The organism is Pseudomonas sp. TE12234 (assembly GCF_054061835.1).
In genome coordinates this window covers 102,399-127,448 of the sequence record NZ_JBSSEP010000021.1, presented here as the reverse complement: position 1 = coordinate 127,448, position 25,050 = coordinate 102,399, and the positions used below count along the sequence as shown (strand labels likewise).

General features: G+C 57.1%; 27 protein-coding genes, 1 tRNA gene and 1 pseudogene. 7 read left to right on the top strand and 22 right to left on the bottom strand.

Annotation, left to right across the window (positions count from 1 at the left end):
- The 5 genes and pseudogenes from ACVWYU_RS26275 to ACVWYU_RS26255 all read left to right on the top strand — a co-directional run.
- Nucleotides 1-891 (top strand): annotated as a pseudogene (locus ACVWYU_RS26275) (glycine dehydrogenase (aminomethyl-transferring)); the annotation flags it as partial.
- 203 nt (nucleotides 892-1,094) lie between these two features.
- On the top strand, nucleotides 1,095-2,471 hold the full coding sequence (locus tag ACVWYU_RS26270; protein WP_457374065.1) for an L-serine ammonia-lyase: 1,377 nt from the start codon (nucleotides 1,095-1,097) through the stop codon (nucleotides 2,469-2,471).
- A gap of 36 nt (nucleotides 2,472-2,507) precedes the next feature.
- A complete protein-coding gene (gcvT, locus tag ACVWYU_RS26265) occupies nucleotides 2,508-3,632 on the top strand; it encodes a glycine cleavage system aminomethyltransferase GcvT (RefSeq protein ID WP_248915956.1) in 1,125 nt (374 codons plus the stop codon).
- Nucleotides 3,633-4,034: 402 nt separating this feature from the next.
- A complete protein-coding gene (locus ACVWYU_RS26260; RefSeq protein WP_010220199.1) occupies nucleotides 4,035-4,247 on the top strand; it encodes a cold-shock protein in 213 nt (70 codons plus the stop codon).
- 95 nt (nucleotides 4,248-4,342) lie between these two features.
- Entirely contained in the window at nucleotides 4,343-4,831 is a 489-nt protein-coding gene (locus ACVWYU_RS26255; RefSeq protein WP_457374064.1) for an RDD family protein, read from the top strand.
- Between the two features lie 132 nt (nucleotides 4,832-4,963).
- Here ACVWYU_RS26255 and nadA read toward each other — a convergent pair whose 3' ends face one another.
- The 18 genes from nadA to ACVWYU_RS26165 form a co-directional block, all read right to left on the bottom strand.
- A complete protein-coding gene (gene nadA / locus ACVWYU_RS26250) occupies nucleotides 4,964-6,022 on the bottom strand; it encodes a quinolinate synthase NadA (RefSeq protein WP_248915958.1) in 1,059 nt (352 codons plus the stop codon).
- Between the two features lie 272 nt (nucleotides 6,023-6,294).
- Nucleotides 6,295-6,370: transfer RNA gene (locus tag ACVWYU_RS26245), tRNA-Lys, on the bottom strand.
- A gap of 63 nt (nucleotides 6,371-6,433) precedes the next feature.
- Complete coding sequence (queC, locus tag ACVWYU_RS26240; RefSeq protein WP_090324765.1) at nucleotides 6,434-7,126, bottom strand: 7-cyano-7-deazaguanine synthase QueC; 693 nt, start codon at nucleotides 7,124-7,126, stop codon at nucleotides 6,434-6,436.
- A gap of 1 nt (nucleotide 7,127) precedes the next feature.
- Complete coding sequence (gene queE, locus ACVWYU_RS26235; protein WP_457374063.1) at nucleotides 7,128-7,775, bottom strand: 7-carboxy-7-deazaguanine synthase QueE; 648 nt, start codon at nucleotides 7,773-7,775, stop codon at nucleotides 7,128-7,130.
- Nucleotides 7,776-7,942: 167 nt separating this feature from the next.
- Nucleotides 7,943-8,782, bottom strand: a complete 840-nt coding sequence (gene ybgF, locus ACVWYU_RS26230; RefSeq protein ID WP_247257330.1) for a tol-pal system protein YbgF — start codon at nucleotides 8,780-8,782, stop codon at nucleotides 7,943-7,945.
- 6 nt (nucleotides 8,783-8,788) lie between these two features.
- Nucleotides 8,789-9,286: a peptidoglycan-associated lipoprotein Pal gene (gene pal / locus ACVWYU_RS26225; protein ID WP_090187413.1), complete on the bottom strand. Its 498-nt coding sequence runs from the start codon at nucleotides 9,284-9,286 to the stop codon at nucleotides 8,789-8,791.
- 52 nt (nucleotides 9,287-9,338) lie between these two features.
- Nucleotides 9,339-10,619 (bottom strand): Tol-Pal system beta propeller repeat protein TolB, encoded by a 1,281-nt coding sequence (gene tolB, locus ACVWYU_RS26220; protein ID WP_162842395.1) that lies wholly within the window; start codon nucleotides 10,617-10,619, stop codon nucleotides 9,339-9,341.
- Nucleotides 10,620-10,636: 17 nt separating this feature from the next.
- A complete protein-coding gene (gene tolA, locus ACVWYU_RS26215; protein ID WP_090324772.1) occupies nucleotides 10,637-11,716 on the bottom strand; it encodes a cell envelope integrity protein TolA in 1,080 nt (359 codons plus the stop codon).
- A complete protein-coding gene (gene tolR / locus ACVWYU_RS26210) occupies nucleotides 11,716-12,168 on the bottom strand; it encodes a protein TolR (RefSeq protein ID WP_161793955.1) in 453 nt (150 codons plus the stop codon). Before tolR ends, tolA begins: the two co-directional genes overlap by 1 nt.
- Nucleotides 12,169-12,191: 23 nt before the next feature.
- Nucleotides 12,192-12,887 carry a protein TolQ gene (gene tolQ / locus ACVWYU_RS26205; RefSeq protein ID WP_047532507.1) on the bottom strand — a complete coding sequence of 232 codons (696 nt, stop codon included), beginning with the start codon at nucleotides 12,885-12,887 and terminating at the stop codon, nucleotides 12,192-12,194.
- Nucleotides 12,877-13,344 (bottom strand): tol-pal system-associated acyl-CoA thioesterase, encoded by a 468-nt coding sequence (gene ybgC, locus ACVWYU_RS26200; RefSeq protein ID WP_090324775.1) that lies wholly within the window; start codon nucleotides 13,342-13,344, stop codon nucleotides 12,877-12,879. The genes tolQ and ybgC overlap by 11 nt, the downstream gene beginning before the upstream one ends.
- A 127-nt stretch (nucleotides 13,345-13,471) precedes the next feature.
- On the bottom strand, nucleotides 13,472-14,533 hold the full coding sequence (gene ruvB, locus ACVWYU_RS26195; RefSeq protein WP_247257332.1) for a Holliday junction branch migration DNA helicase RuvB: 1,062 nt from the start codon (nucleotides 14,531-14,533) through the stop codon (nucleotides 13,472-13,474).
- Nucleotides 14,534-15,142 (bottom strand): Holliday junction branch migration protein RuvA, encoded by a 609-nt coding sequence (gene ruvA / locus ACVWYU_RS26190; RefSeq protein WP_046818808.1) that lies wholly within the window; start codon nucleotides 15,140-15,142, stop codon nucleotides 14,534-14,536.
- A 113-nt stretch (nucleotides 15,143-15,255) separates the two neighbouring features.
- Nucleotides 15,256-15,780, bottom strand: a complete 525-nt coding sequence (ruvC, locus tag ACVWYU_RS26185; protein WP_034149140.1) for a crossover junction endodeoxyribonuclease RuvC — start codon at nucleotides 15,778-15,780, stop codon at nucleotides 15,256-15,258.
- 148 nt (nucleotides 15,781-15,928) lie between these two features.
- Entirely contained in the window at nucleotides 15,929-16,675 is a 747-nt protein-coding gene (locus tag ACVWYU_RS26180; protein WP_247257333.1) for a YebC/PmpR family DNA-binding transcriptional regulator, read from the bottom strand.
- A 122-nt stretch (nucleotides 16,676-16,797) separates the two neighbouring features.
- On the bottom strand, nucleotides 16,798-18,573 hold the full coding sequence (gene aspS, locus ACVWYU_RS26175; protein ID WP_390957139.1) for an aspartate--tRNA ligase: 1,776 nt from the start codon (nucleotides 18,571-18,573) through the stop codon (nucleotides 16,798-16,800).
- Nucleotides 18,574-18,684: 111 nt separating this feature from the next.
- On the bottom strand, nucleotides 18,685-18,906 hold the full coding sequence (locus tag ACVWYU_RS26170; protein ID WP_007977333.1) for an FmdB family zinc ribbon protein: 222 nt from the start codon (nucleotides 18,904-18,906) through the stop codon (nucleotides 18,685-18,687).
- 124 nt (nucleotides 18,907-19,030) lie between these two features.
- A complete protein-coding gene (locus ACVWYU_RS26165; RefSeq protein WP_248916034.1) occupies nucleotides 19,031-19,381 on the bottom strand; it encodes a ribbon-helix-helix domain-containing protein in 351 nt (116 codons plus the stop codon).
- 455 nt (nucleotides 19,382-19,836) lie between these two features.
- On the opposite strand from ACVWYU_RS26165, the gene ACVWYU_RS26160 reads away from it, so the two are divergent.
- Nucleotides 19,837-20,439: a cold-shock protein gene (locus ACVWYU_RS26160; RefSeq protein WP_090324782.1), complete on the top strand. Its 603-nt coding sequence runs from the start codon at nucleotides 19,837-19,839 to the stop codon at nucleotides 20,437-20,439.
- A gap of 64 nt (nucleotides 20,440-20,503) precedes the next feature.
- Here the strand turns inward: ACVWYU_RS26160 and ACVWYU_RS26155 are convergent, their stop codons facing one another.
- Together ACVWYU_RS26155 and ACVWYU_RS26150 are read right to left on the bottom strand one after the other, a co-directional pair.
- Nucleotides 20,504-20,710: a SlyX family protein gene (locus ACVWYU_RS26155; protein WP_090324784.1), complete on the bottom strand. Its 207-nt coding sequence runs from the start codon at nucleotides 20,708-20,710 to the stop codon at nucleotides 20,504-20,506.
- Nucleotides 20,711-20,713: 3 nt separating this feature from the next.
- Entirely contained in the window at nucleotides 20,714-21,139 is a 426-nt protein-coding gene (locus ACVWYU_RS26150; RefSeq protein WP_390957141.1) for an HIT domain-containing protein, read from the bottom strand.
- 908 nt (nucleotides 21,140-22,047) lie between these two features.
- Between ACVWYU_RS26150 and ACVWYU_RS26145 the strand changes: the two genes are divergently transcribed.
- Nucleotides 22,048-23,376 carry an OprD family porin gene (locus ACVWYU_RS26145; RefSeq protein WP_457374062.1) on the top strand — a complete coding sequence of 443 codons (1,329 nt, stop codon included), beginning with the start codon at nucleotides 22,048-22,050 and terminating at the stop codon, nucleotides 23,374-23,376.
- Between the two features lie 139 nt (nucleotides 23,377-23,515).
- Here the strand turns inward: ACVWYU_RS26145 and ACVWYU_RS26140 are convergent, their stop codons facing one another.
- Together ACVWYU_RS26140 and ACVWYU_RS26135 are read right to left on the bottom strand one after the other, a co-directional pair.
- Nucleotides 23,516-24,358: a mechanosensitive ion channel family protein gene (locus ACVWYU_RS26140; protein WP_247257337.1), complete on the bottom strand. Its 843-nt coding sequence runs from the start codon at nucleotides 24,356-24,358 to the stop codon at nucleotides 23,516-23,518.
- A 137-nt stretch (nucleotides 24,359-24,495) separates the two neighbouring features.
- Nucleotides 24,496-24,981, bottom strand: coding sequence for a YajQ family cyclic di-GMP-binding protein (locus ACVWYU_RS26135; RefSeq protein ID WP_047532521.1), 486 nt, complete (start codon nucleotides 24,979-24,981; stop codon nucleotides 24,496-24,498).
- Between the last annotated feature and the right edge of the window lie 69 nt (nucleotides 24,982-25,050).

Below are 25,050 nucleotides of genomic sequence, written 5' to 3'. Positions count from 1 at the left end.
GTGTTCGAGGAAGGCATCCGCGAAATCTGCGGCATCATCCATGACCACGGCGGCCAGGTGTACATCGACGGCGCCAACATGAACGCCATGGTCGGCCTCTGCGCCCCGGGCAAGTTCGGCGGCGACGTGTCGCACCTGAACCTGCACAAAACCTTCTGCATTCCCCACGGCGGTGGCGGCCCGGGCGTCGGCCCGATTGGTGTGAAATCGCACCTGACGCCGTTCCTGCCAGGCCACGCGCAGATGGCGCGCAAAGAAGGCGCGGTGTGCGCCGCGCCGTTCGGCAGCGCGAGCATCCTGCCGATCACCTGGATGTACATCCGCATGATGGGCGGCGCCGGTCTCAAGCGCGCCTCGCAGCTGGCGATCCTCAACGCCAACTACATTTCCCGTCGCCTCGAAGAGCACTACCCGGTGCTCTACACCGGCAGCAACGGCCTGGTGGCGCACGAGTGCATCCTCGACCTGCGTCCGCTCAAAGACAGCAGCGGCATCAGCGTCGACGACGTGGCCAAGCGCCTGATCGACTTCGGCTTCCACGCCCCGACCATGTCCTTCCCGGTGGCCGGCACGCTGATGATCGAGCCGACCGAAAGCGAATCCAAAGAAGAACTGGACCGCTTCTGCGACGCCATGATCCGCATCCGCGAAGAAATCCGCGCGGTGGAAAACGGCAGCCTGGACAAGGACGACAACCCGCTGAAAAACGCCCCGCATACCGCGGCGGAGCTGGTGGGCGAGTGGTCGCATCCGTATAGCCGGGAGCAGGCGGTTTATCCGGTAGCGTCGCTGATCGAAGGCAAGTACTGGCCGCCGGTCGGTCGCGTCGACAACGTCTTCGGCGACCGCAACCTGGTTTGCGCCTGCCCGTCGATCGAAAGCTACGCTTAATCGAATGAGGGGGCGGGTTTGCTCGCCCCCACTTTCAAGAACACCAGAACCCCCTGTAGGAGCTGGCTTGCCAGCGATGAGGGTGGATCAGTCTACGTATCTGTTGCCTGACCCACCGCCATCGCTGGCAAGCCAGCTCCCACAAGGAATGCATCAAGGCAGAATTTCCGTCCATTCCTATAACAAGAAACCGGAGAACAACCATGTCGTTAAGCGTGTTCGACCTGTTCAAGATTGGCATCGGTCCTTCCAGCTCCCACACCGTCGGCCCGATGCGCGCCGCCGCGCGTTTTGCCGAAGGCTTGCGCCGTGAAGGACTGCTGACAACGACTGCCTGCGTCAAGGTCGAGCTTTACGGCTCGCTCGGCGCCACCGGCAAAGGCCACGGCAGCGACAAGGCTGTGCTGCTCGGCCTGGAGGGCGAACACCCTGACACCGTAGATACCGAAACCGTCGCCGCCCGTCTGCAACAGATTCGCGGCAACGGACGCTTGAACCTGCTCGGCGAACACAGCATTGCGTTCAACGAGAAAGAACACCTGGCCATGATTCGCAAGCCATTGGCCTATCACCCCAATGGCATGATCTTCCGCGCATTTGACGCAGCCGGCCTGCAAATTCGCAGTCGCGAGTATTACTCGGTCGGCGGCGGGTTTGTCGTCGATGAAGATGCCGCTGGCGCCGACCGCATCGTTGAAGATGCCACGCCCCTGACCTTTCCCTTCAAAAGTGCCAAGGACTTGCTCGGTCATTGCACCACCTATGGCTTGTCTATCAGCCAGGTGATGCTGACCAACGAAAGCGCCTGGCGCCCGGAAGCGGAAACCCGTGCCGGCCTGCTGAAAATCTGGCAAGTGATGCAGGACTGCGTCGCCGCCGGTTGCCGCAACGAAGGCATCCTGCCTGGCGGTTTGAAGGTCAAACGGCGGGCGGCCGCGCTGCATCGACAACTGTGCAGCAATCCAGAGTCCGCCTTGCGCGATCCACTGTCCGTGCTGGACTGGGTCAACCTCTACGCCCTGGCCGTCAACGAAGAAAACGCCAACGGCGGGCGCGTGGTCACGGCCCCCACCAATGGCGCGGCCGGGATCATTCCGGCGGTGCTGCATTACTACATGCGTTTTATTCCCGGCGCGAACAATGACGGGGTGGTGCGCTTCCTGCTGACCGCTGCGGCCATCGGCATCCTGTACAAGGAAAATGCCTCTATCTCCGGCGCCGAAGTCGGCTGCCAGGGTGAAGTGGGCGTAGCGTGTTCCATGGCTGCCGGTGCTCTGTGCGAAGTTCTCGGCGGCAGCGTTCAGCAAGTGGAAAACGCCGCCGAAATCGGCATGGAACACAACCTCGGCCTGACGTGCGACCCGATTGGCGGACTGGTGCAGGTGCCTTGCATCGAGCGCAACGCCATGGGCTCGGTCAAGGCCATCAATGCCGTGCGCATGGCCATGCGCGGCGACGGGCAACACTTCGTCTCCCTCGACAAGGTCATTCGCACCATGCGCCAGACCGGCGCCGACATGAAAAGCAAATACAAAGAAACCGCCCGTGGCGGTCTAGCGGTCAACATTATCGAGTGCTGATGTGCGCTCACCTGCACACTTCTTCAGGAGCTGAATATGTCCACCGAACCACTGTTGAAAACCCCGTTGCACGCCCTGCATATCGAACTCGGCGCACGCATGGTTCCGTTCGCAGGCTATGACATGCCTGTGCAGTACCCGCTGGGCGTGATGAAAGAACACCAGCACACCCGCGACCAGGCCGGACTGTTTGATGTTTCGCACATGGGCCAGATCCGCCTGACCGGTGCCAATGCCGCCAAGGCCCTGGAAACCCTCGTGCCGGTGGACATCATCGACCTGCCAGTGGGTATGCAACGTTACGCGATGTTCACCAATGAGAGCGGCGGCATCCTCGACGACCTGATGGTCGCCAACCTGGGTAACGACGAGTTGTTCCTGGTGGTCAATGCCGCCTGTAAAGATCAGGATCTGGCGCACCTGCGCAAGCATATTGGCGATCAATGCACCATCGAGCCTCTGTTCGAAGAGCGCGCCCTGCTCGCACTGCAAGGCCCGACGGCGGTCACTGTCCTGGCACGACTGGCGCCGGAAGTGGCGAAGATGACGTTCATGCAGTTCACCCGTGTGAAACTTTTGGGCGTGGAGTGTTTTGTCAGCCGCTCGGGCTACACCGGTGAAGACGGCTTCGAAATTTCCGTGCCGGCGCAAAATGCCGAAGCCCTGGCCCGCGCCCTGTTGGCAGAACCGGAAGTAGAAGCCATCGGCCTCGGCGCGCGCGACTCGTTGCGCCTGGAAGCCGGCCTGTGCCTGTACGGCCACGACATGAACACCGACACCACCCCGATCGAGGCCAGCCTGTTGTGGGCCATATCCAAGCCACGCCGTGCCGATGGCGCGCGCGCCGGTGGCTTCCCGGGTGCAGAGATCGTATTCGCCCAACAACAGGGCGGCGTTAACCGCAAACGGGTCGGCCTGCTGCCGCAGGAACGCACCCCGGTGCGCGAAGGCGCAGAGATCGTCAACGAAGCCGGCGAGATCATCGGCAGCGTCTGCAGCGGCGGTTTCGGGCCGACCCTCGGCGGTCCTTTGGCGATGGGCTACCTCGACAGCGCCTACATCGCTCTCGATACGCCGGTGTGGGCAATTGTTCGTGGGAAAAAGGTGCCTTTGCTTGTAAGCAAAATGCCATTTGTTCCACAACGCTACTATCGCGGCTGATTGACTGTTCCTATAAGTAACGCGGTTGCGTTAACAGTGCACTAATGTGTAACGCAACCGCCATAAAATAGTGCATCGTTTGACTCTAAGCTTCGATTATGAACTTTGCTTATAACGATCGAAAACAATTGAACCAGCATAACGAATAAGCACCCACTAACAGGCCGGAAAATTGCTCAAACTGAGGAAATCCGGGGACTTCGCAGGGCTTGTTTTTTCTCCCATAGTTGGCGTAGAGTTTGTTCACTGTGTTTGCATGGGTCGCTTGGAATCGTGACCTGGGCAGTAGCCTACAAGTTAGCTACATCCCGTTCGACGTCTTCTTACTCTCCTGCAACCAGCCCCAGTACTCTTTCATGAGAAGGAGACTGTCATTAATTTTAGCGTCAAAGGAAATAAGAAATGTCCCAACGTCAGAGCGGTACCGTCAAGTGGTTTAACGACGAGAAAGGTTTTGGTTTTATCACTCCAGAGAGCGGTCCGGATCTGTTCGTACATTTCCGCGCCATCCAGGGCAACGGCTTCAAGAGCCTGAAAGAAGGCCAAAAAGTGACTTTCATCGCCGTGCAAGGCCAGAAAGGCATGCAGGCTGACGAAGTCATCGCAGAAGCCTAATTTTCTGTTACGAAAAAGCCCCTGATGCTGACATCAGGGGCTTTTTTGTGCGCGCAAATCCGTAAAATGGCTTCTTTTTTCGCCGAGAGCCTGCCATGCCGAAACACCTGCTTACCCCCCAGGGCGAATTTCCTGCCGCGGGCCTGGGTCGTCGTCTGGCAGCGATGTTCTATGACTTCCTGCTGTGCACGGCTCTATTGATCGTGACGAGCGGCATTTACAAGATGGTTCAAATGGCGATCATCGGCGAAGACAAAATGCGCGCCCTCACCGAATCTGGCGCGCTGGATGGCGATCCACTGCTGTCGACAGTGCTCCTGTTCGTACTGTTCGGATTTTTCGCCAAGTTCTGGACCTGGTCTGGCCAGACGTTGGGGATGCAGGTCTGGTGCATCCGCGTCCAGAATGCCGACGGCTCCTCAATCAGCCTGTGGCAAGCTTTGCTGCGTTTCGTGGTGTCTATCGCGTCATTGCTATGCCTGGGCTTGGGTTTCTTCTGGTCGCTGTTCGACAAGCAGAAACGCAGCTGGCATGACATGTATTCCAATACTCAACTGGTGCAGATTCCAAAGAAGTCCAAATAATTCGCATCGCACAAATCATTGTGGGAGCGAGCCCGCTCGCGAAGGCAGCTTATCAGTCAACATGCCTGTGACTGACAGTCCGCCATCGAGAGCTGGCTCGCTCCCACAGTTTTTTCTAATAGCCGGTGGATCTCAGGCGTTGCCCGCCAGTTTCATCCGCGCAGCCTGGGTGAAGTCGAGCATCCTCTTCAGCGGTCGAATCGCCTGTGGAATCAGCGCAGGATCAACAAAGATCTCATTCGCCCCTTCCTTCAAGCTCTTGAGCGTGCGCTCAAGGGTATTCATCGCCATCCATGGGCAGTGCGCGCAGCTGCGGCATGCAGCGCCGTTACCGGCCGTTGGAGCTTCGATAAAGACCTTGTCAGGACACAACTGCTGCATCTTGTAGAAAATGCCACGATCAGTGGCGACAATCAGGGTCTTGTTCGGAAGGCTCTGCGCCGCCGCGATCAACTGACTGGTGGAACCAACCGCATCCGCCAGCTCGATCACCGATGTCGGCGATTCCGGGTGCACCAGAATTGCCGCATCCGGATACAGCGCCTTCATGTCTTCGAGCTGCTTCGATTTGAATTCTTCGTGAACGATGCAGGCGCCATCCCAAAGCAGCATGTCGGCGCCAGTCTGGCGCTGAATGTAAGTGCCCAGGTGCTTGTCCGGCCCCCAGATGATCGTTTCGCCGTTATCCATCAGGCTTTCGACGATCTCCAGCGCGCAGCTTGAGGTCACCACCCAATCCGCCCGGGCTTTGACCGCCGCCGACGTATTGGCATAAACCACCACCGTACGCTCGGGGTGCTGATCGCAGAACGCGGAAAACTCGTCGACCGGGCAACCCAGATCCAGCGAACAGGTCGCTTCCAGGGTCGGCATCAGGATTCTTTTTTCCGGATTAAGGATCTTGGCGGTTTCGCCCATGAACTTCACACCGGCGACCACGACGGTCTTGGCCGGATGAGCATTGCCAAAGCGAGCCATCTCCAGCGAGTCGGAGACACAGCCACCGGTTTCTTCGGCCAGGGCCTGAATGATCGGGTCACAATAGAAGTGAGCAACCAGCACTGCGTCCTGAGCCTTGAGCTCGGCAGCGATGGCGGCACGGTAATGGGCTTCCTCATCGGCGGTCAGCGGCTTGGGCTGCTTGGCGTCGAGGTGGGCTTGAACCAGAAGGCGTTCGGAAATCTGCGTCATGTTCGCAAGACCTGCAGGCGCATTCGCGCGAAAGTCGAGTATACACCCGGCTCCAGACCCTGCTGGGTACCGCCGGGAAAGTGAGTATTGATCAGGCACGGACAGCGTTGAAGCTGCGCAAGGCTACAGAATATCCCGACGATGCAAAAGATGATTCTGACTTGCGTCATGCGGTGGCGCCCAGAATCTGAGCAACCCTGAATCGCAGGCAAAAAAAAATCCGGAAATCCTCACTTTCGTGGGCCTTCCAGACTTTTAAAACAGCTTGAAAATGGTGGGTCGTGTGGGATTCGAACCTACGACCAATTGGTTAAAAGCCAACTGCTCTACCAACTGAGCTAACGACCCGCTGTGTGGTGGCGCGTATAATACTGATTTTTAAGGACTATTCAACACCTATTTTGAAATAAATCAAAAATAAGGTGTTGGATCACTGATTCCGGCCGCCGAAAAGCCTTCCGCACGCAATCGGCAGCTATCGCATTTGCCGCAGGCACGGCCGTTATCGTCGGCCTGATAGCAAGAAACGGTCAGACTGTAATCCACACCAAGCTTCACGCCCGCCTGAACGATCTGCGCCTTGCTCAGGTTTTGCAGTGGCGCCTGGATGCGAAACCCCTGCCCTTCTACACCCGCCTTGGTGGCCAGATTGGCCATGCGCTCGAACGCTTCGACAAATTCGGGACGGCAGTCGGGGTAACCGGAGTAATCGACCGCATTCACACCGATAAAGATGTCACGCGCGCCCAGCACTTCCGCCCAGCCCAGCGCCAGCGACAGAAACACCGTGTTGCGTGCAGGGACGTAAGTCACCGGAATGCCTTCGCTTGGCGATTCCGGTACGTCGATGCTGCTATCGGTCAACGCTGAACCGCCAATACCATTCAGGTTCAGTCCGATGACCTTGTGCTCGACCACGCCCAGATCACGGGCAACACGTTCGGCGGCGTGTAATTCAGCACGGTGCCGCTGACCATAGTCGAAGCTCATGGTGTAGCAGCTGTAGCCTTCGGCGCGGGCCATGGCGACGACGGTCGCCGAGTCCAAACCTCCAGAAAGCAGGATGACCGCACGTTTTTCAGCAGTGTTCAGTTGTTCTGTCATTTCAGCGCCCCGGCTCATCATTCCAAAGATATTTATGCAGCTGCAATTGCAGACGTACTGGCAGGTTGTCTGCCACCACCCAGTCAGCCAGGTCTCGAGCATTAAGATCATGGTGACTCGGCGAGAACAGGACTTCGCCGGCGCGCCGATCAAGACCGTACTGGATCAGCTTGGACACCGACCAGTCATAGTCTTCCCGCGAGCAGATCACAAACTTCACCTGATCGTTGGACGTGAGCAACTCAATGTTCTCGTAACGGTTGCGATGCGCTTCTTTCGAACCTGGAGTTTTCAGGTCGACGACGCGACTGACCCGGGAATCTACCGCCGATATATCGAGAGAACCACTGGTTTCCAGTGACACTTGGTAACCGGCATCGCATAACCGCTTGAGCAATGGAATGGCGTTGGGTTGTGCCAGGGGCTCGCCGCCGGTGACACAGACATAACGCGGACGGAAACCCGCCACTTGCTCGAGGATGTCGTCGAGCGTACGAAGGGTTCCGCCAGTGAAGGCGTAGGCGCTGTCGCAGTATTGGCAACGCAACGGACAGCCAGTCAAACGCACAAAAACAGTGGGCAGGCCGGCAGTCCGAGTTTCACCCTGCAACGAGTAGAAAACTTCGGTAATTCTCAATGTGTCTTGCATAGTCGCCACGGGCGTAACAGCTAAACAGGCTGTCCGCCTCCGTCAGGCACTTGAAGGAACCCCGGCAATGCGCAGGTCCCAAAAAGCGTGTTTCAGAAAAAAGGGGGTGAATTCTAACGAAAAAACCCGCGACAAGCGCGGGTTTCTTCGAAACGGGTCAAGCAGGCTTACATGCGCTGCAAATCGCGTTGAGCCAGCTGAGCGGCTGAAGTCCCCGGATATTGGGAAACCACCTGCTGCAAAATGCCTTTGACACGGTCGGTATGACCGAGACGGCGCTCCACATCAGCGAGCTTGTACAGCGAATCAGGCACCTTCGCGTGCTTCGGGTACAGCTGCGAAACCTTGGCAAACGCCTGACCTGCGCCTTGCAGATCGCCCTTTGCCAGGTTCACTTCGCCCAACCAGTACTGGGCGTTACCCGCGTATTGGCTGTTCGGGTATTTGCGCAGGAATGCGGCGAAAGCCTGACTGGCCTTGTCGAAATCCTTGGCTTTGATCAAGTCGAAGGCTGCGTCGTAATAGAGCTTTTCCTTCGCCGGGTCCGCCGGTTCGCTACCCGCGGCCGGTGCTTGAGCGGCGGCCGCCCCTGCACCTGCGCCTGCTGCTGCAACGGGGGCGTTCAAATCGCCACCGGTAGAAGAATTCTCAGGAGTCGCGGCCGGTGCAGCGCCGGTTCCTATGCGCCGATCCAGGTCCTGGTATCGCTCCAGGTTTTCCTGCTTCATGCGCGCTACATCATTTTGCAGAACCTCGATTGCGCCTTGCTGACGCTCGATTTGTTGCTGCATCGATTGCAGTTGGTTGAACAGCTCGCCCTGTGCCGAGACAGGGGCCGAAACCCCTCCCCCGGCATAGGCGCCGTTCGTACCGTAACCTGCAGGCGGATAACTGCTCCCGCTATTGTTATAACCGGAGTTGTTATCGACCACAGGAACCGCAGCCCACACCGCGAGCGGTGCGAGACTGAGAGCCAGAACAGTTACAGCACGACGGCACGTTCGCATGACGAATTACTTACGCAGTTCGACGCGACGGTTTTGAGCCCAGGACTGCTCGTCGTTGCCGGTAGCAACTGGACGCTCTTCGCCGTAGGAAACCAGTTCCAGCTGAGCTGGGGAAACACCTTGCAGTACCAGGTAGCGCTGAACGGCTTTCGCACGACGCTCGCCCAGTGCCATGTTGTACTCACGAGTACCACGTTCGTCGGTGTTGCCTTCCAGAACAACGCGAGCGCCGTTTGCTTTCAGGTCTTTGGCGTGAACGTCCAGAGCGCGCATGGCTTCTGGCTTCAGGTCCGAGCTATCGTATTCGAAGTAGAAGGTGGTGATTGCGCGCAGAGCAGCTTCTTCGCTCAGGGAACCGTCAACAGCACCAGTGTTGGCGCCATAACCAGCGTTTGGATCAACAGCGCCTTGACCGGCGTTGTCGCCGCCTTTGGACGAGCAACCTACAGCTACAGCCATGGCCAGAGCCAGCGCAGCAAATTTACCAAACTTCAGCATTTCCATCGTGAAACTCCTAATGAACCCCAGTGTGTTAAGTAAAACGTATAGCGCCGCGTCAGTTCAGGTAAGGGGACCAGGAAGGTTCTCTGACTTCGCCTTGAGCGGTAGGAAGCGGGAGCCTTACGCGTCCATTGATAGACACGAGCATCAAGACTCCCCGGCCCTGCTGGCGGGTGGCGTAGATTACCATGGTGCCGTTGGGCGCAACAGTGGGCGACTCGTCCAGAGTGCTATCAGTGAGGATCTTTACACTACCGCGTTGCAAATCCTGAGCCGCCACTTTGAAATTGGTGAAACCGTCCTGGCGGTGAATCATCACCAGGGTTTTTTCGTCGGCCGACAGTTTAGGGTTGGCGTTGTAGTTACCAATGAAGGTCACACGCTCGGCACCACCACCGCCCACGCTGGTTTTGTAGATCTGCGGTTTGCCGCCACGGTCTGAAGTGAAGTAGATGGTCGAACCATCCTTGCCCCAGAACGGCTCGGTGTTGATACCAGGACCATTGGTGACACGGGTGATCTGACGCGAGCCCAGGTTCATCACATAGATGTCCGGGTTGCCATCCTTCGACAGTACGAATGCCAGGCGGTTGCCATCCGGCGACCAGGCAGGTGCGCCGTTCAGGCCTTCGAAGTTGGTGATCTGCTCACGGCGACCGGTGTCGATGTTCTGCATGAAGATACGAGGACGCTTCTGCTCGAACGAAACGTAGGCGATGCGCTTGCCATCCGGCGCGAAGCGCGGCGACAGAATCGGCTCGCGCGATTGCAGCAGAGTCACGGCGCGAGCACCGTCATAGTCCGAACGCTGCAGTGTGTAGCGAGTGTTCTTCTCGGAGAAACGCTCGGCAGTCACGTACAGCAGACGAGTCGAGAACGCACCTTTGATGCCGGTGAGTTTTTCGAACGACTGGTCGGAGATGTAGTGCGCCATGTCTCGCAGCTGATCCACGCCGCCCGATACACTGCCGGTCAGCACTTGCTGCTCGGTGGCGACGTTGAACAGCGCGTATTGCACCTGCAGGCGGCCACCGGCCGGAACAATGCTGCCGACCATGACGTACTGGGCACCCAGTGCCTTGAAGTCACGGTAGATGATTTCGCTGGCCTGACTCGGCTGGCTGATCATGTTCTGCTTGGGAATCGGCGAGTAGTAACCCGAATTGCGCAGGTCATTACCGATGATTTCGGCCATGTCGTCCGGCAGGACGCTGCCGCCCTGGTTACCGAACGGTACGACGGCGATCGGTGTAGCCCGATCGCTGCCGCTGGTGACCAGAATGTTTTTCTCATCTGCCATCGCCATCCCTGCCATGCAGCAGATAACGACCAGCATTCCTCGAAGAAGGTTTCTCACAAGGCTAGATCCTCAGGTGTGAATGTCATCTTGAATGAACGATACGGAGCGAAATCACTCGGCTTCATTCCCTGCATTTCTGTCAAACGTCCAATATTCTTCACCGCTGCTACAGCCGATGCGTCAAATGGACCGTCGCCACTGGACTTGGCCACACTGACCGAAGTCACCGTACCGTCCGGCAACATGCCGATTTGCAACACGACCGTCATGCCTTTGCGGGCCGAAGGTGGACGAGCCCAGCCTTCCGCTGCACGAGCCCGAATCAGGTCATCGAAACTGCCGGCGACTTCGTCACCCTGCTCATCGGCCAAGGCCTGCTGACGCTGCGGCGTATCGGAAAGCAAATCTGCCAGGGCCTGGGCCTTTTTGTCTTCGGCGGATTTACGCGCCGCATCCTGCGATTTCTTCTTCGCAGCATCGGCAGCAGCTTTCTTCTTCGCTTCTTCGGCGACTTTCTTCTTCGCCTCTTCAGCTTCAGCTTTCTTCTTGGCGTCTTCCGCGGCTTTCTTCTTCGCGTCTTCGACGATCTTCTTCTTCGCTTCTTCAGCGGCCGCTTTCTTGGCCTCTTCTTCAGCAGCCTTCTTGGCTTCTTCTTCCGCTTTCTTCTTGGCTATATCAGCCAATTGTTTCTCTTCTGCCTTCTTGGCTTCGGCGGTCTTCTTCGCTTCATCGGCTTTCTTGGCTTCATCAGCCTTTTTCGCCTCTGCCGCTTTCTTCGACTCGTCGGCCTTCTTGGCTTCCTCGGCCTTTTGAGCCGCTTCTTCTTTCTTTTGTTCCGCAGCCTTTATCGCTTCCTGCTCGACCTTCTTCTGTTCCATCTGTTCGACTTCGGTCTGACGCGCAGCAGATTTCTGCGCTTCACCGGCAATCTTCTGATTGGTCTGGGTGGTCGCCCGACTTTTCGATTTCAGCTGGTACAAGGTCGCCTGGACAATCGGCTTGGCCGGCGGCAGTTCCGGTGTCATGGCGAAACTGACAAACAGCATGCCGAACACCAGCACGTGCAAGCCAATCGCCCAGACACTAGGCCAGAAGTAGCTTTCCGAGGCGGACGGCTCTCGCTGTTGCTGCATCAGGGGGCCTCGGTAATCAAGCCAACATTACCGACCCCGGCTTTCTGCAATCCGCCCATGGCGCCCATGACAGAGCCGTAATCGACGGACTTGTCGCCGCGAATGAAGACCTGGGTGTGCTTGCCGCCTTCGTTGCCGGCGCGAATGATCTTGGTCACCGCGTCAGTCATCTGAGGCAGGGTCATGGCCCTGTCCTGTTGCTTCTCTGTGTCGACTTCGCTGCCAAGGTTCCAGTAATAGGTCTTGTCAGCCTTGATCGAAATGGTCAGGACCTGGGTGTTGTTGTCCTGCGGCAAGGCTTCGCTGGAAACCTTGGGCAGATCAACTTTCACGCCCTGATTGAGCATCGGCGCGGTCACCATGAAGATGACCAGTAGCACCAACATCACGTCGATGTAGGGCACCACGTTCATCTCGGCGACCGGCTTGCGCTTGTGTCGAGCTCGAGCGATTAAAGCCATTGGAAATTACCTGCTTATTCTTCGCTGGTGTGCACTTTGCGGTGCAGGATCGCCTGGAATTCATCGGCGAAGGTGTAGTAACGGCTCAGCAGGGTTTCGCTGCGAGCAGAGAAGCGGTTGTAAGCGATAACGGCCGGGATGGCGGCGAACAGACCGATCGCAGTGGCGACCAGGGCTTCGGCGATACCAGGGGCCACAGTCGCCAGCGTTGCTTGCTGGGCAGTCGCCAGGCCACGGAAGGAGTTCATGATGCCCCACACAGTACCGAACAGACCGATGTACGGGCTGACAGAGCCAACAGTGGCCAGGAACGGCAAGCTTTGCTCGAGCTTTTCTTCTTCGCGGGAAATGGCAACCCTCATGGCGCGAGCCACGCCTTCCATGACCGCTTCAGGGTCGACGCCAGGTTGCTGACGCAGACGAGAGAACTCTTTGAAACCGGCGCGGAAGATCTGCTCGACCCCCGAATCAGGGTCCGGGTTGCTGCCGGCCTGACGGTAGAGCTTGGACAGGTCGATACCCGACCAGAAGCGCTCTTCAAAGCTCTCAAGGGCACGTCGGCCAGCGCGTATCAGATTGCTGCGCTGAAAAATCATGATCCACGAGGTCACCGATGCGGCTACCAGGATCAGCATTACCAATTGCACCACGACACTGGCATTGCTGACCAGGCTCCACATGGAGGAATGGTCGACGACGTTAGCTTCCACGCTTTATCTCCTGCTTTGAGTGTGTACCCGCGCCGCTCACGTCGGCAAAGGCCGCTCGTAGAGCTTCGGGAATGGCCCGGGGTTTCAAACTGTTAGTGCGCACACAGGCCACCAAAAACTGCCCCTCGCAGAGCAGCGCATTATCCGTAGCCCGCCTGACCTGCTGTTTAAAGCGCAGGCTGACACGGTTCAATTCGATTACTTCAGCGCTTACCAACAGCTCGTCGTCCAGTCGCGCCGGCGCGTGGTAGCGCGCTTCGCTGGAATGCACGACGAACAACAGGTCCTCACCTGCCAGCTGCGATTGGGCGAAGCCCAGATCTCGTAGCCGCTCGGTTCGAGCCCGTTCCATAAACTTGAGGTAATTAACGTAATACACGATGCCGCCCGCATCGGTGTCCTCGTAATAAACGCGACAACGATGTGCGAAAGGCTCAAGCCCGTTTTGCGCGCGCATACTCTAGTGCTTACTCCTCAGGTTGCCAATCCGGCCAGGCAACTGTTTTTCATTGTTCTGCGGCTTTCTTGCAAAAGCGCGGTCATAGGACAGCACAATGCCCGAATAAATCAGCACGCAAAGGTTATTAATCGTCCACGGCATCAAGGAACTCGTCTACCACGGGCATATCACCCAATCGTGACGGAATGTTTAAGCCAAAGTGCAGGTACGCATGGCGCGTCACTACCCGCCCGCGCGGCGTGCGCATGATGTAGCCCTGCTGGATCAGATAGGGCTCAAGTACGTCTTCAATGGTGTGACGTTCCTCACTGATGGCGGCGGCGAGGCTGTCGACCCCAACCGGCCCGCCATCGAACTTCTCGATCATGGTCAGCAACAGACGTCGGTCCTGATGATCGAAACCACGCTCATCGACATCCAACAGGTTCAGGGCCAGGTCGGCAATCGGCTTGGTGATGTGGCCCTTGGCACGAACTTCGGCGAAATCCCGCACGCGACGCAGCAAGCGATTGGCTATTCGCGGGGTACCCCGGGCACGGCGGGCGATTTCAAAGGCGCCTTCCGGATCCAGTGGCAAACCGAGGATGCTGGCCGAACGACTGACAATCGTGGCCAGGTCGGCAGTGCTGTAGAACTCCAGACGCTGGACGATCCCGAAACGGTCACGCAACGGATTGGTCAGCATCCCCGCCCGCGTGGTCGCACCGACCAGGGTGAAAGGCGGCAAATCCAGCTTGATCGAACGCGCAGCCGGCCCCTCTCCGATCATGATGTCGAGCTGGAAATCCTCCATGGCCGGGTACAACACTTCCTCGACAATCGGCGATAGCCGATGAATTTCGTCGATGAACAGTACGTCATGCGGCTCAAGATTGGTCAGCAGCGCCGCCAGGTCGCCCGGGCGCTCCAGCACAGGCCCCGAGGTGCTCTTTATCGAAACACCCATTTCCTGGGCGATGATGTTGGCCAGGGTGGTTTTACCCAAACCCGGCGGCCCGAAAATCAGCGTGTGATCCAGGGACTCACTGCGCCCACGGGCCGCCTGGATGAACAACTCCATCTGCTCGCGAACGGTCGGCTGACCAATGTATTCGGCCAGGCTGACTGGCCGTATCGCACGGTCCTGGACTTCCTCGCGATCACGGGGACCACCCGTAGCGGCGATCAGACGATCAGCTTCAATCACTTAAATCATTCCCTTCAGGGCACGACGAATCAGGTCTTCACTGCTCAAGCCTTTCTCCTTGATCGCGGAAATCGCCTTGCTGGCTTCCTGCGGCTTGTACCCCAGGGAAATCAGCGCACTGACCGCGTCGTTTTCGGCGCTATTGACCGGGGCTGGCCCATCCGGCTGGTTCGGAACCAAGGCAAACATAGCCGGTACCGTTTCCCAGGCCTTGAAGCGATCCTTGAGCTCCACCAACAGGCGCTCTGCAGTTTTCTTGCCCACGCCTGGCACCTTGGTCAGCGCCGAAGTGTCCTGGGATTGAACACAGCGGACCAACTCATCGACTTCAAGGCTGGACATCAACGCCAGGGCTAACTTCGGCCCGACGCCATTGAGACGGATCAACTCGCGAAAAAAGTCTCGCTCACGCTTACCGACGAAGCCATAGAGTAACTGCGCGTCTTCGCGTACGACCAAATGGGTGTGCAACGTCAGCGGTTCACCGACCGACGGCAGGCGATAAAGCGTGGTCATGGGCACTTCAAGCTCATACCCAAGACCATTTACATCGAGAATCAGATGCGGCGGCTGTTTCTCAGCCAGTGTGCCGCGCAAGCGTCCAATCACGTTACAGATCCTTGAGCGTTGGCCAGCGCAAGGCCAGCGACAGAAAGAGCAAGGATTTGCGCCGACAACTCAGGCGCAAAATCCTCACTCCATAAAATTGACTGCTGATGCTATCAGAGACGCAAGCGCCCGCCACGACTGCGTGCCGTGCCAAGGCCGTGGGGCAACAGGCTGGAACGGGTATGAGCATGGCAAATGGCAATGGCCAGGGCATCCGAGGCATCGATTTGCGGCTTGCTGGTCAGCTTAAGCATATGCATGACCATCATCTGTACCTGCTCTTTGTTCGCCCCGCCTGTCCCGGTCACCGCTTGTTTGACCTGGGTAGCGGTGTACTCGGCGATTTCCAGGTTTTCTTCGGCACCGGCGACAATGGCCGCGCCACGAGCCTGCCCAAGTTTCAGCGCCGAGTCGGCGTTGCGCGCCATGAACACCTTTTCAATGCCCATGGTCACTGGACCGTAAGTCTGGATGACCTCACGAACACCGCGATAGACGATTTGCAGGCGCTCATGCAACTCGCCCGAGCCGGTGCGAATGCAGCCCGACGCCACGTAAACGCAGCCACGACCAGTATCGCGAACCACGCCATAACCGGTGATCCGCGATCCGGGGTCGATACCTAGAATTAAAGTCATAACGCCTGCGGGATATTGGAAAAAGCCACGTATCAAACCTGTAGGAGCGAGTTTGCTCGCGATGGGCGCCAACGATGACGCAGGCGACCTGAATTGGCGCGCTGCTCTCGGGCTCATCGCGAGCAGGCTCGCTCCTGCAAAGGCAACATCAACCCAGTTGTGCGGCCACCGACTCCGGAATATCCGCATTGGAGTAGACATTCTGAACGTCATCCAGGTCTTCAAGCATGTCGATCAGCTTGAGGACTTTCTCGGCGCCTTCCAGATCCAGTTCGGCGCTGGTGGTCGGCAGCATGACGATTTCCGCGTCTTCGCCCTTGAACCCGGCCGCTTCCAACGCGTTACGCACGGAATAGAACCCGGCAAACGAGGTGAACACATCAATGGAACCGTCTTCGTTGGTCACCACGTCGTCAGCATCGGCCTCCATGGCCGCTTCCATCAGCGCATCCTCATCGGCGCCTGGTGCGAAGGAGATCTGCCCCTTTCGCTCGAACAGATAAGCTACCGAGCCGTCGGTGCCCAGGTTGCCGCCGCACTTGCTGAACGCATGGCGTACCGCCGCCGCAGTACGGTTGCGGTTGTCGGTCATGCACTCGACCATCACCGCTACGCCGCCCGGACCGTAACCTTCGTAGGTCAGCTCGACTACGTCATCAGTGTCGGCAGCACCGGTACCACGGGCGATGGCGCGATCGATGATGTCACGGCTCATGTTCGCACCCAGGGCCTTGTCCAGGGCCAGGCGCAGACGCGGATTGGAGCCCGGATCACCGCCACCCTGACGGGCAGCGACGGTCAACTCGCGAATCCACTTGGTGAAAATCTTGCCTCTCTTGGCATCCTGACGTTCTTTGCGGTGCTTGATGTTCGCCCACTTGGAATGACCTGCCATAACTCGCTCCGAATTCTCTTTGACACATTACCCGCCACGCGGCGTCGCGCTGGCCGGCAAACAAAAAATTTCGACCCTTATAAAGAAAGGGCGCATCCGAAGATGCGCCCTTCAGGCCAGCCTTACTCAGCCTTAGGCGTCTCGCGCAAACGAATGTGCAGTTCGCGCAATGCCTTGGCATCCACCTGCCCTGGTGCCTGAGTCATGACATCTGCCGCGCTCTGGGTTTTCGGGAAAGCGATCACTTCGCGGATCGACTGGGCGCCGGTCATCAGCATCACCAGACGGTCCAGACCGAAGGCCAGGCCACCGTGCGGCGGCGCACCGTACTTCAGGGCATCGAGCAGGAAGCCGAATTTCTCTTCCTGTTCAGCCTCGTTGATACCCAACAGGCGGAATACCGACTGCTGCATTTCTTTGCGGTGGATACGGATCGAACCACCACCCAGCTCCGTTCCGTTCAGAACCATGTCGTAGGCTCGGGACAGAGCGGCTCCCGGATTGGCTTCCAGCTCTTGCGGGGTGCACTTCGGTGCGGTGAACGGATGGTGCAAGGCACTGAAGCTGCCGTCGTCGTTTTCTTCGAACATCGGGAAGTCGACGACCCACATTGGCGCCCACTTGCAGGTCAGCAGGTCCAGATCGTGACCCAGCTTGATCCGCAGAGCACCCAGGGCTTCGCTGACGATCTTCGACTTGTCGGCGCCGAAGAACACGATGTCGCCGTCTACCGCACCGACGCGATCAAGGATCACATCGAGGTTGGCTTCAGGGATATTCTTCACGATTGGCGACTGCAGGCCTTCGACCCCTTTGGCGCGCTCGTTGACCTTGATATACGCCAGGCCCTTGGCACCGTAGATGCCGACAAACTTGGTGTAATCATCGATCTGCTTGCGCGGCATGCTGGCGCCGCCAGGAACGCGCAAGGCGGCAATGCGGCATTTCGGGTCATTGGCCGGACCGCTGAACACCTTGAAATCGACTTCCTTGAGTTGATCGGCAACGTCAACCAGCTCCAGCGGGTTACGCAGGTCCGGTTTGTCGGAACCGTAACGGCGCATGGCCTCTTCGAAGGTCATGTGCGGGAACTCACCGAACTCCAGATCCAGCACTTCCTTGAACAGGTTGCGGATCATGCCTTCGGTCAGGCCCATGATGTCTTTTTCATCGAGGAAGCTGGTCTCGATGTCGATCTGGGTAAATTCCGGCTGGCGGTCGGCACGCAGGTCTTCGTCGCGGAAGCACTTGGCGATCTGGTAGTAACGATCGAAACCGGCCACCATCAGCAGTTGCTTGAACAGCTGAGGCGATTGCGGCAGAGCGAAGAACGAACCGGCATGAGTGCGGCTCGGCACCAGGTAGTCGCGAGCACCTTCAGGGGTGGCGCGAGTCAGGATCGGCGTCTCGACGTCGAGGAAGCCGTTTTCGTCCAGGTAGCGACGAATGCTGGTGGTCATGCGCGAGCGCAGACGCAGCTTCTCGGCCATTTCCGGACGACGCAGATCAAGGAAGCGATAGCGCAGGCGGGTTTCTTCGCCAACGTCGGAGAACTCGTTCAGCGGGAACGGCGGGGTTTCCGACTCGTTCAGCACTTCCAGTTCGTAGCCGAGAACTTCGATCATGCCCGACGCCATGTTGGCGTTGGTAGCACCCGCCGGACGCAGGCGAACCTTGCCGGTGATCTTCACGACGTACTCGCTGCGCACGCGGTCGGCTGCGGCGAAGGTTTCAGCACGATCCGGGTCGAAAACCACCTGGGCAAGACCATCACGATCACGGATATCGAGGAAAATCACCCCACCGTGGTCACGGCGACGGTGAACCCATCCGCAAAGGGTAATTTCCTGGCCGTCCAGACTCTCGTTCAGTTGGCCGCAATAATGGCTGCGCATCATGGTAGTGGTTTCACTTCTCGTAATTCGAAATTCGGTTGGAGGCTTTGCTCATATACCAGTCGGCAGATGATGCAAAGGCTCGCGCGTGTCGTTCAACTCAGGTTCCAGACCCTAGTCGGCTTTATCGCCGCCGGCCAGATTCTTCTTGGAACCGGTCTTGAAATCGGTTTCGTACCAGCCTGTGCCACTCAAGCGGAAGCCCGGCATGGACAGCATCTTCTTGAGCTCTGGCGCCTGGCATGCAGGGCAATCGACCAGCGGTGCATCGCTGATCTTTTGAATGGCTTCCAACTGATGACCACAGGAAGCACATTGATAATCGTACATCGGCATGGGGGTTGTCTCGGTGATCAGATTACTACCGCACACACAGGGTTTGGCGGCAAAGAGCGGGATTATATCCATTAAATGCAGCCTGTGCAGCCGTAAGACTGCACAGATCGACACTCCACCAATTTCACTGCGGTTGCGAAGCCGCGACCTCGCAACTCCCTTCCTTGAGACTGTGTACAACACAGACAACCCGCACCAGGGCGCTGAAATTCTTCACCCCGCCATGACGCAAATGCACTTCTCGATCCACATGGGACAACAGCGCACTGACCGAGCAATGATTGACTTTGGCCATCTCACCCAAAATATCCCAGTAAACCTGCTCCAGTCGCAAACAGGTGGCAAAGCCATTCAGCCGCACCGACCGGGCCAAGGGCTGGGCCAGCCCCATATCGAATTCACTGACAAACGGATCAATCCTTATATCCTTGTGCGGACCGACCCTTTCCTCGCTTTGCCTGTCTTCATAAACCATACCGTTGACACTCCTTTGCCATCCCTGGTCTCCATAAGCACATCTACCTGCTTATAAAACCGCGAGGACAAAGTTATATCCAGATGACTTTATGACCATCCTCGTAGGATAAGCCAACAATGGAGGGCAGATCGCGGAGCGGGTCCTACTCCGGACTTTTTCCTACGCCCACCGTGCATGAATCACTCAACGATCAGGGCATTTTGCCTAGTGAAAGGGAGGACAGCGCGCGCACCACACCTGCGGGGCTTCGCAGCCGTTGCACCGCTGGACTCCCTGATTTGAGTAGCTACCGGCTTTGCTGTTAAATAGGGAGCGTGTCGTTTGCGCCTATATTTACCGGGTGCTGCGCATAGGCTGATACCGAGTACGTGCCTAACGCCTCTTATTGTTCTGAAGCGAACCGTATTCCAACAGCTCTTCCTTGTGATCCGTCTTAACGTGAGTTAATCAAAATGTTGAAAATCGTCCACCTGCTAATGGGCGCAGCGGCTCTGCTGCTGTCCTTCATCCCTAGCCTGCGATCTGAAGCCGCACCTTACCTGCAACAACCCGATGCTCTGTACCTGGCCTTTTTCGGCCTGCTAAACCTGACTCTCGCTCCTGTTATCCCTAACTGGAACAAAGGCCCGCGCCATCAATTGCAAAACCTGGTCAGCGCCTTGCTGGTTCTGGCTGTCGTCCTGCAAACCCTCACTCTGATTGCGCCGATGCCGGTGATTGCCGGTCAACCTGCTGTTTTGTTTAGCCTGGTAGCCGCCCTGATTGCCGTTGTCCTGCATCTGGCCGTCAGCTTCTACAAATCTTCACCCGCCGCTGCGTCGCCTAGCTATGACATGAGCAACCGTGATACCGGCACCGTCAAGTGGTTCAACACCTCCAAAGGCTTCGGCTTTATTTCCCGCGATTCCGGCGACGATATTTTCGTGCACTTCCGGGCCATTCGCGGCGAAGGTCACCGCGTCCTGGTCGAGGGCCAGCGCGTGGAATTCTCCGTCATGAACCGTGACAAAGGTCTGCAAGCCGAAGATGTCATCGCGGCACTTCCGCGACGCTGATTCAAGGCATAAAAAAAAACCGCGGACAGCCAGGCTGTTCGCGGTTTTTTTATTACCCGCACACTTAATAATGAGGTGGTGGCGCCTCTTCCTCGAAAGACTCGAACTGACCGACCATTTCTTCCTGACGCTTGAGCAGTGCGGCCATCTGCAACTGAAGGCGCTCCAACACCCGCTGCTGCGTTACCAGCACATCATTCAATGCCTGGATGGTGTCATCCTGAAACGCCAGTCGGCTCTCAAGGTCGGTAACGCGTTCTTCCAGGCTCATGACTCAGCCCTCCACAAACGTAAAATTGTCGGTTAAAAGCAGACGCAACCTTTCACGAATCGCCGCGACCTGCTCGGCATTGTAAGGCTTGGCCGGTTGCTTGCCCCAGACCGGAGCCGGCCAGGCGACATCCCCATGTTTACGCACGATCACATGCATGTGTAACTGACTGACCACGTTACCCAAGGCTGCAACGTTCAACTTGTCCGCACTAAAGGCATCCTTGAGCAGTTCTGCCAGCGCAGTGGTTTCCTGCCAAAGCAGCAGCTGATCGGCGGCATCCAACTGAAATATCTCACTGATATCGTCACGGCGAGGCACCAGGATGAACCAGGGATAGTTCGAATCGTTGGACAAGAGCAATCGGCACAACGGGAAATCGCCAATCGGTAACGTGTCTTGTTGAAGTCGTGGATCTAAAGCAAACACTGTGCGCACTCCCGGTCATCATTTTTCAGCTTAGCGCCCATCCCGAAAGATCGCGCACCAAGCGACTGGACGGCAGCATACCCGCGAACGCCGCCGGCTTCACGACGAACCCACGCAGGACCCCATCGAGGAGTTGCCAATCACAGCATGCCCGCCCCGAGATGAGACATTTCCTGTCGATACGCACCATTACTGATCCGATGCCTCAACCAAAATCGCTGAAATGACTAACAACCAAGGATTCGTCCTGACTCTGGCAAACACACCACTGTATGAATTCAGTACAGCGAATGAAATTTTTTGCACCGAAATCGCACAATGCGTCTACGCTGATTGCTTCGACATCCGCCAATTACCCACCGGCGGGGTGAACCGGTAACGTTTTTGGTTGTCACGTCGCCGGAAATGACGGTACAACACGATGCAAACCGTGGCGTCAAGTTCAAACAACAGAAGCATGAGGCCCCGGTTTTATGAGGTTTTTACAGCACCAGGCAGGCAACCAGAAAAAAACTTCAGCAAAAAGCTGATTTGTGCACGCTTGTTGCATTCACACCCACATCGTCTATAAGGGCACCGCTGGAAGTGGGAACCTTGAGACCCCAAAAAAAACAGTGGCAGGTAGCCCGATGGAGATTCAAACGTTTCACCAGGGACTCTTTTTACCGATGCTAAAGCATAGAAACAGCATTATAGTTGTCAGTCCTGTTGCATCGGGGCTGTAAATTTGCGACATCTAGCAAGCTGATCGCGACAGGGTCGTAAAGAAGCTGAAAGGTTAGATGCGCAAGTATCGCCAATATTGTCGGCGTGATATAAGTTTGCGCCGACACAAAAAGAAAGAGCCGCCCAGATAATAAAACAGGTGGGACGGCAGTACTCTTCTAAAACCAAAGGAGCAAATCACGATGCGCGTGATGAAGTGGAGCATGATCGCACTGGCAGTTGCAGCAGCAGCCAGTACTCAGTTGGCAGTAGCCGCACCTTTCGTAAGCGACCAAGCAGAAGCCAAAGGTATCGTTGAAGACAGCAAGCTCGACTTGCTGGTACGCAACTACTACTACAACCGTAACAAGGAAAACGGCGCAACCGACGACAAAGACTGGACCCAGGGCATTCAAGGCAACTTCAGCTCTGGCTACACCCAAGGTATGATCGGTGTTGGCGTTGATGCTTGGGGCCAACTGGCCATTAAGCTGGACGGCTCCGACAAGTATTCGGGCTCGGGCAACATGACCGTCGGCAATGATGGCGAAGTCAACAACAGCCAGGGCAAAGCCGGCGCTGCCGCCAAGTTCCGCATCTCCAAGACCGAGCTGAAAGTCGGCGACATGCAGCCAAGCACTGCTCCAGTATTCGCTGTCGGCGGTTCCCGCATCCTTCACCAAACCGCAAGCGGTATCCAACTGCAGAGCAGCGAAGTCAAAGACCTTGACCTCGAAGCCGGTCACTTCTACTCGGCGACCAGCCAGGACAGCAACGCCCGTGACGGCGACCTGTGGGCAACCTACGCTGGCGTGAAAGCGAACTCCATCGACTACTTCGGTGGCAAGTACGGCATCACTCCAGACCTGAGCGTCTCGCTGTACGGCGCCAAACTGGAAGACGTCTGGAACCAGTACTACGCCAACGCGAACTACACCCTCGCACTGGGCGGCGACCAGTCGCTGAACTTCGACGGTAACATCTACAACACCAAGGATACCGGTAGCGCTAAAGCAGGCGACATCAGCAACACCGCCTACTCCCTGGCTGCTGCTTACTCGTTCCTGAAAGCTCACACCTTCACCCTGGCCTTCCAGAAAGTTAACGGCGATACCCCGTTCGACTACATCGGTGTGGGTAAAAACAACCGCGGCGGCGACTCGATCTTCCTCGCCAACTCCATTCAGTACTCTGACTTCAACGCCCCTGGCGAGAAGTCGGTACAAGCCCGTTACGACCTGAAAATGGCCGAATACGGCGTACCAGGCCTGAGCTTCATGGTCCGATACGTGGATGGTTGGAACATCGACGGTACCCATACTCCATCGAACAGCACCTACACCGGTCTGTACGGTGCAGACGGCAAACACCACGAAACCAACGTTGAAGCCAAATACGTGATCCAGTCCGGCCCAGCCAAAGATCTGTCGTTCCGCATCCGTCAAGCATGGCACTCTGCCAACGCTGACGAAGGCGAAGGCGATATCTCTGAGTTCCGCCTGATCACCGACTACCCGCTCAACATTCTGTAATCACAGAACGTTAGTTTGCGGTAATCAAAAAAAGGCCCATCTTCGGATGGGCCTTTTTTGTTGCTTCTGGTACAGCTCACTAAAAAATCTCTTTCAATACGCGCCTGACTTTAAAGTCAGGCGGTAATGCAAAGCTCCATCACTGCACCGCCGACTCCTGAACCACACGAACAACCCGCTGTGGAAATGGAATATCGATACCGGCCTTTTTCAAACGATCACGGGACTGCTCGTTAAACATGAACATCACATCCCAATAATCCGCTGTTTTTACCCACACTCGCAGGGAAACCGTGATCGAACTGTCACCCAACGTCGAAATCACTGCCTGTGGTGCAGGATCTGCCAAAACACGCGGATCTTTTGCCAGGTCCAGCAATACTTGACGGGCCTTTTGCAAGTCTGCCTCGTAATCAACACCCACATCAAACACGACTTTGCGCGTCGGCTGACGGTTGGTATTGGTGATGATACCGTTCGACAGATTACCGTTTGGCACGATGATCGTCTTGTTGTCACCTGTTCGCAGCACGGTATGGAAGATCTGGATGCTGTCGACAGTACCGGCGACACCTTGGGCTTCAATCCAGTCACCAATTCGGAACGGCCGGAACAACAGAATCAGCACGCCACCCGCGAAGTTCGCCAGGCTGCCCTGCAATGCCAGACCGATCGCCAGGCCCGCCGCACCGATCGCCGCCACGAACGAAGTGGTTTCCACGCCGATCATCGATGCCACGCTGACGATCAGCAGAATCTTGAGAATGATGTTCGCCAGGCTACTGATAAAACCTTGCAGGGCCAGATCGGCATTGCGCAGGGCCAGGAGGCCGCCGAGTTTTTGCGTGACCTTGTTGATCAGCCACCAGCCAATGGCCAGGGTGATCACTGCCAGCAACACTCGACTGCCGTACTCCATGATCATCGGGATCCAGGCCTGGGATACCTTGACCAGGTTGTCTACTTCAGCATTCAAATCCATCTACGTTCTCCTGAATTCCGGCTATCCGGCACACGAAAAATAAACGGCAGAAATCACCGACCCGATCTAGGTCGATCATTTCTACCGTTGCTTGGGCCTCGGACGCCGAAAACGCCGAGAGGTTCCCGCTTTGTACGTCAGTCGCGGAAGTTGTTGAACTGCAGCGGCATGCCGAACTCCTTGGCCCGCAGCACTGCAATGGCCTCCTGCAGGTCATCGCGCTTCTTGCCGGTAATGCGCACTTGCTCACCCTGAATGGCGGCCTGGACCTTGAGCTTGGCGTCTTTGACGTGAGCGACGATTTTCTTCGCCAGCTCTTTGTCGATGCCTTCCTTGAGGACGGCTTCCTGCTTCATCAACTTGCCCGATGCAAAAGCATCCTTGACTTCAAGGCACTGCACGTCGATCTTGCGCTTGACCAGCGACAGCTTGAGGATCTCAATCATCGCTTCCAACTGGAAATCCGCTTCGGCGGTCAGGTTGACGGTCAGGTCCTTTTCCTTGAATTCGAAGCTGCCTTTGCCTTTCAGGTCATAACGACGATCGAGTTCCTTGACGGCGTTTTCGACCGCGTTGGTGACTTCGTGTTTGTCCAGTTCGGATACCACGTCGAACGACGGCATGTAATTTCTCCAATAAATGGGCGCGCCGATGAAGCACACCTGGCTTGCGGTAAAAATCCGCGCTGATTA

Coding starts and splice junctions, on each gene's coding strand:
- ACVWYU_RS26270 (WP_457374065.1), top strand. CDS start 1,095: ATGTCGTTAAGCGTGTTCGACCTGTTCAAGATTGGCATCGGTCCTTCC.
- gcvT (WP_248915956.1), top strand. CDS start 2,508: ATGTCCACCGAACCACTGTTGAAAACCCCGTTGCACGCCCTGCATATC.
- ACVWYU_RS26260 (WP_010220199.1), top strand. CDS start 4,035: ATGTCCCAACGTCAGAGCGGTACCGTCAAGTGGTTTAACGACGAGAAA.
- ACVWYU_RS26255 (WP_457374064.1), top strand. CDS start 4,343: ATGCCGAAACACCTGCTTACCCCCCAGGGCGAATTTCCTGCCGCGGGC.
- nadA (WP_248915958.1), bottom strand. CDS start 6,022: ATGACGCAGATTTCCGAACGCCTTCTGGTTCAAGCCCACCTCGACGCC.
- queC (WP_090324765.1), bottom strand. CDS start 7,126: ATGACAGAACAACTGAACACTGCTGAAAAACGTGCGGTCATCCTGCTT.
- queE (WP_457374063.1), bottom strand. CDS start 7,775: ATGCAAGACACATTGAGAATTACCGAAGTTTTCTACTCGTTGCAGGGT.
- ybgF (WP_247257330.1), bottom strand. CDS start 8,782: ATGCGAACGTGCCGTCGTGCTGTAACTGTTCTGGCTCTCAGTCTCGCA.
- pal (WP_090187413.1), bottom strand. CDS start 9,286: ATGGAAATGCTGAAGTTTGGTAAATTTGCTGCGCTGGCTCTGGCCATG.
- tolB (WP_162842395.1), bottom strand. CDS start 10,619: ATGCTGGTCGTTATCTGCTGCATGGCAGGGATGGCGATGGCAGATGAG.
- tolA (WP_090324772.1), bottom strand. CDS start 11,716: ATGCAGCAACAGCGAGAGCCGTCCGCCTCGGAAAGCTACTTCTGGCCT.
- ybgC (WP_090324775.1), bottom strand. CDS start 13,344: ATGCGCGCGCAAAACGGGCTTGAGCCTTTCGCACATCGTTGTCGCGTT.
- ruvC (WP_034149140.1), bottom strand. CDS start 15,780: ATGACTTTAATTCTAGGTATCGACCCCGGATCGCGGATCACCGGTTAT.
- ACVWYU_RS26180 (WP_247257333.1), bottom strand. CDS start 16,675: ATGGCAGGTCATTCCAAGTGGGCGAACATCAAGCACCGCAAAGAACGT.
- aspS (WP_390957139.1), bottom strand. CDS start 18,573: ATGATGCGCAGCCATTATTGCGGCCAACTGAACGAGAGTCTGGACGGC.
- ACVWYU_RS26170 (WP_007977333.1), bottom strand. CDS start 18,906: ATGCCGATGTACGATTATCAATGTGCTTCCTGTGGTCATCAGTTGGAA.
- ACVWYU_RS26165 (WP_248916034.1), bottom strand. CDS start 19,381: ATGGTTTATGAAGACAGGCAAAGCGAGGAAAGGGTCGGTCCGCACAAG.
- ACVWYU_RS26160 (WP_090324782.1), top strand. CDS start 19,837: ATGTTGAAAATCGTCCACCTGCTAATGGGCGCAGCGGCTCTGCTGCTG.
- ACVWYU_RS26155 (WP_090324784.1), bottom strand. CDS start 20,710: ATGAGCCTGGAAGAACGCGTTACCGACCTTGAGAGCCGACTGGCGTTT.
- ACVWYU_RS26145 (WP_457374062.1), top strand. CDS start 22,048: ATGCGCGTGATGAAGTGGAGCATGATCGCACTGGCAGTTGCAGCAGCA.
- ACVWYU_RS26140 (WP_247257337.1), bottom strand. CDS start 24,358: ATGGATTTGAATGCTGAAGTAGACAACCTGGTCAAGGTATCCCAGGCC.
- ACVWYU_RS26135 (WP_047532521.1), bottom strand. CDS start 24,981: ATGCCGTCGTTCGACGTGGTATCCGAACTGGACAAACACGAAGTCACC.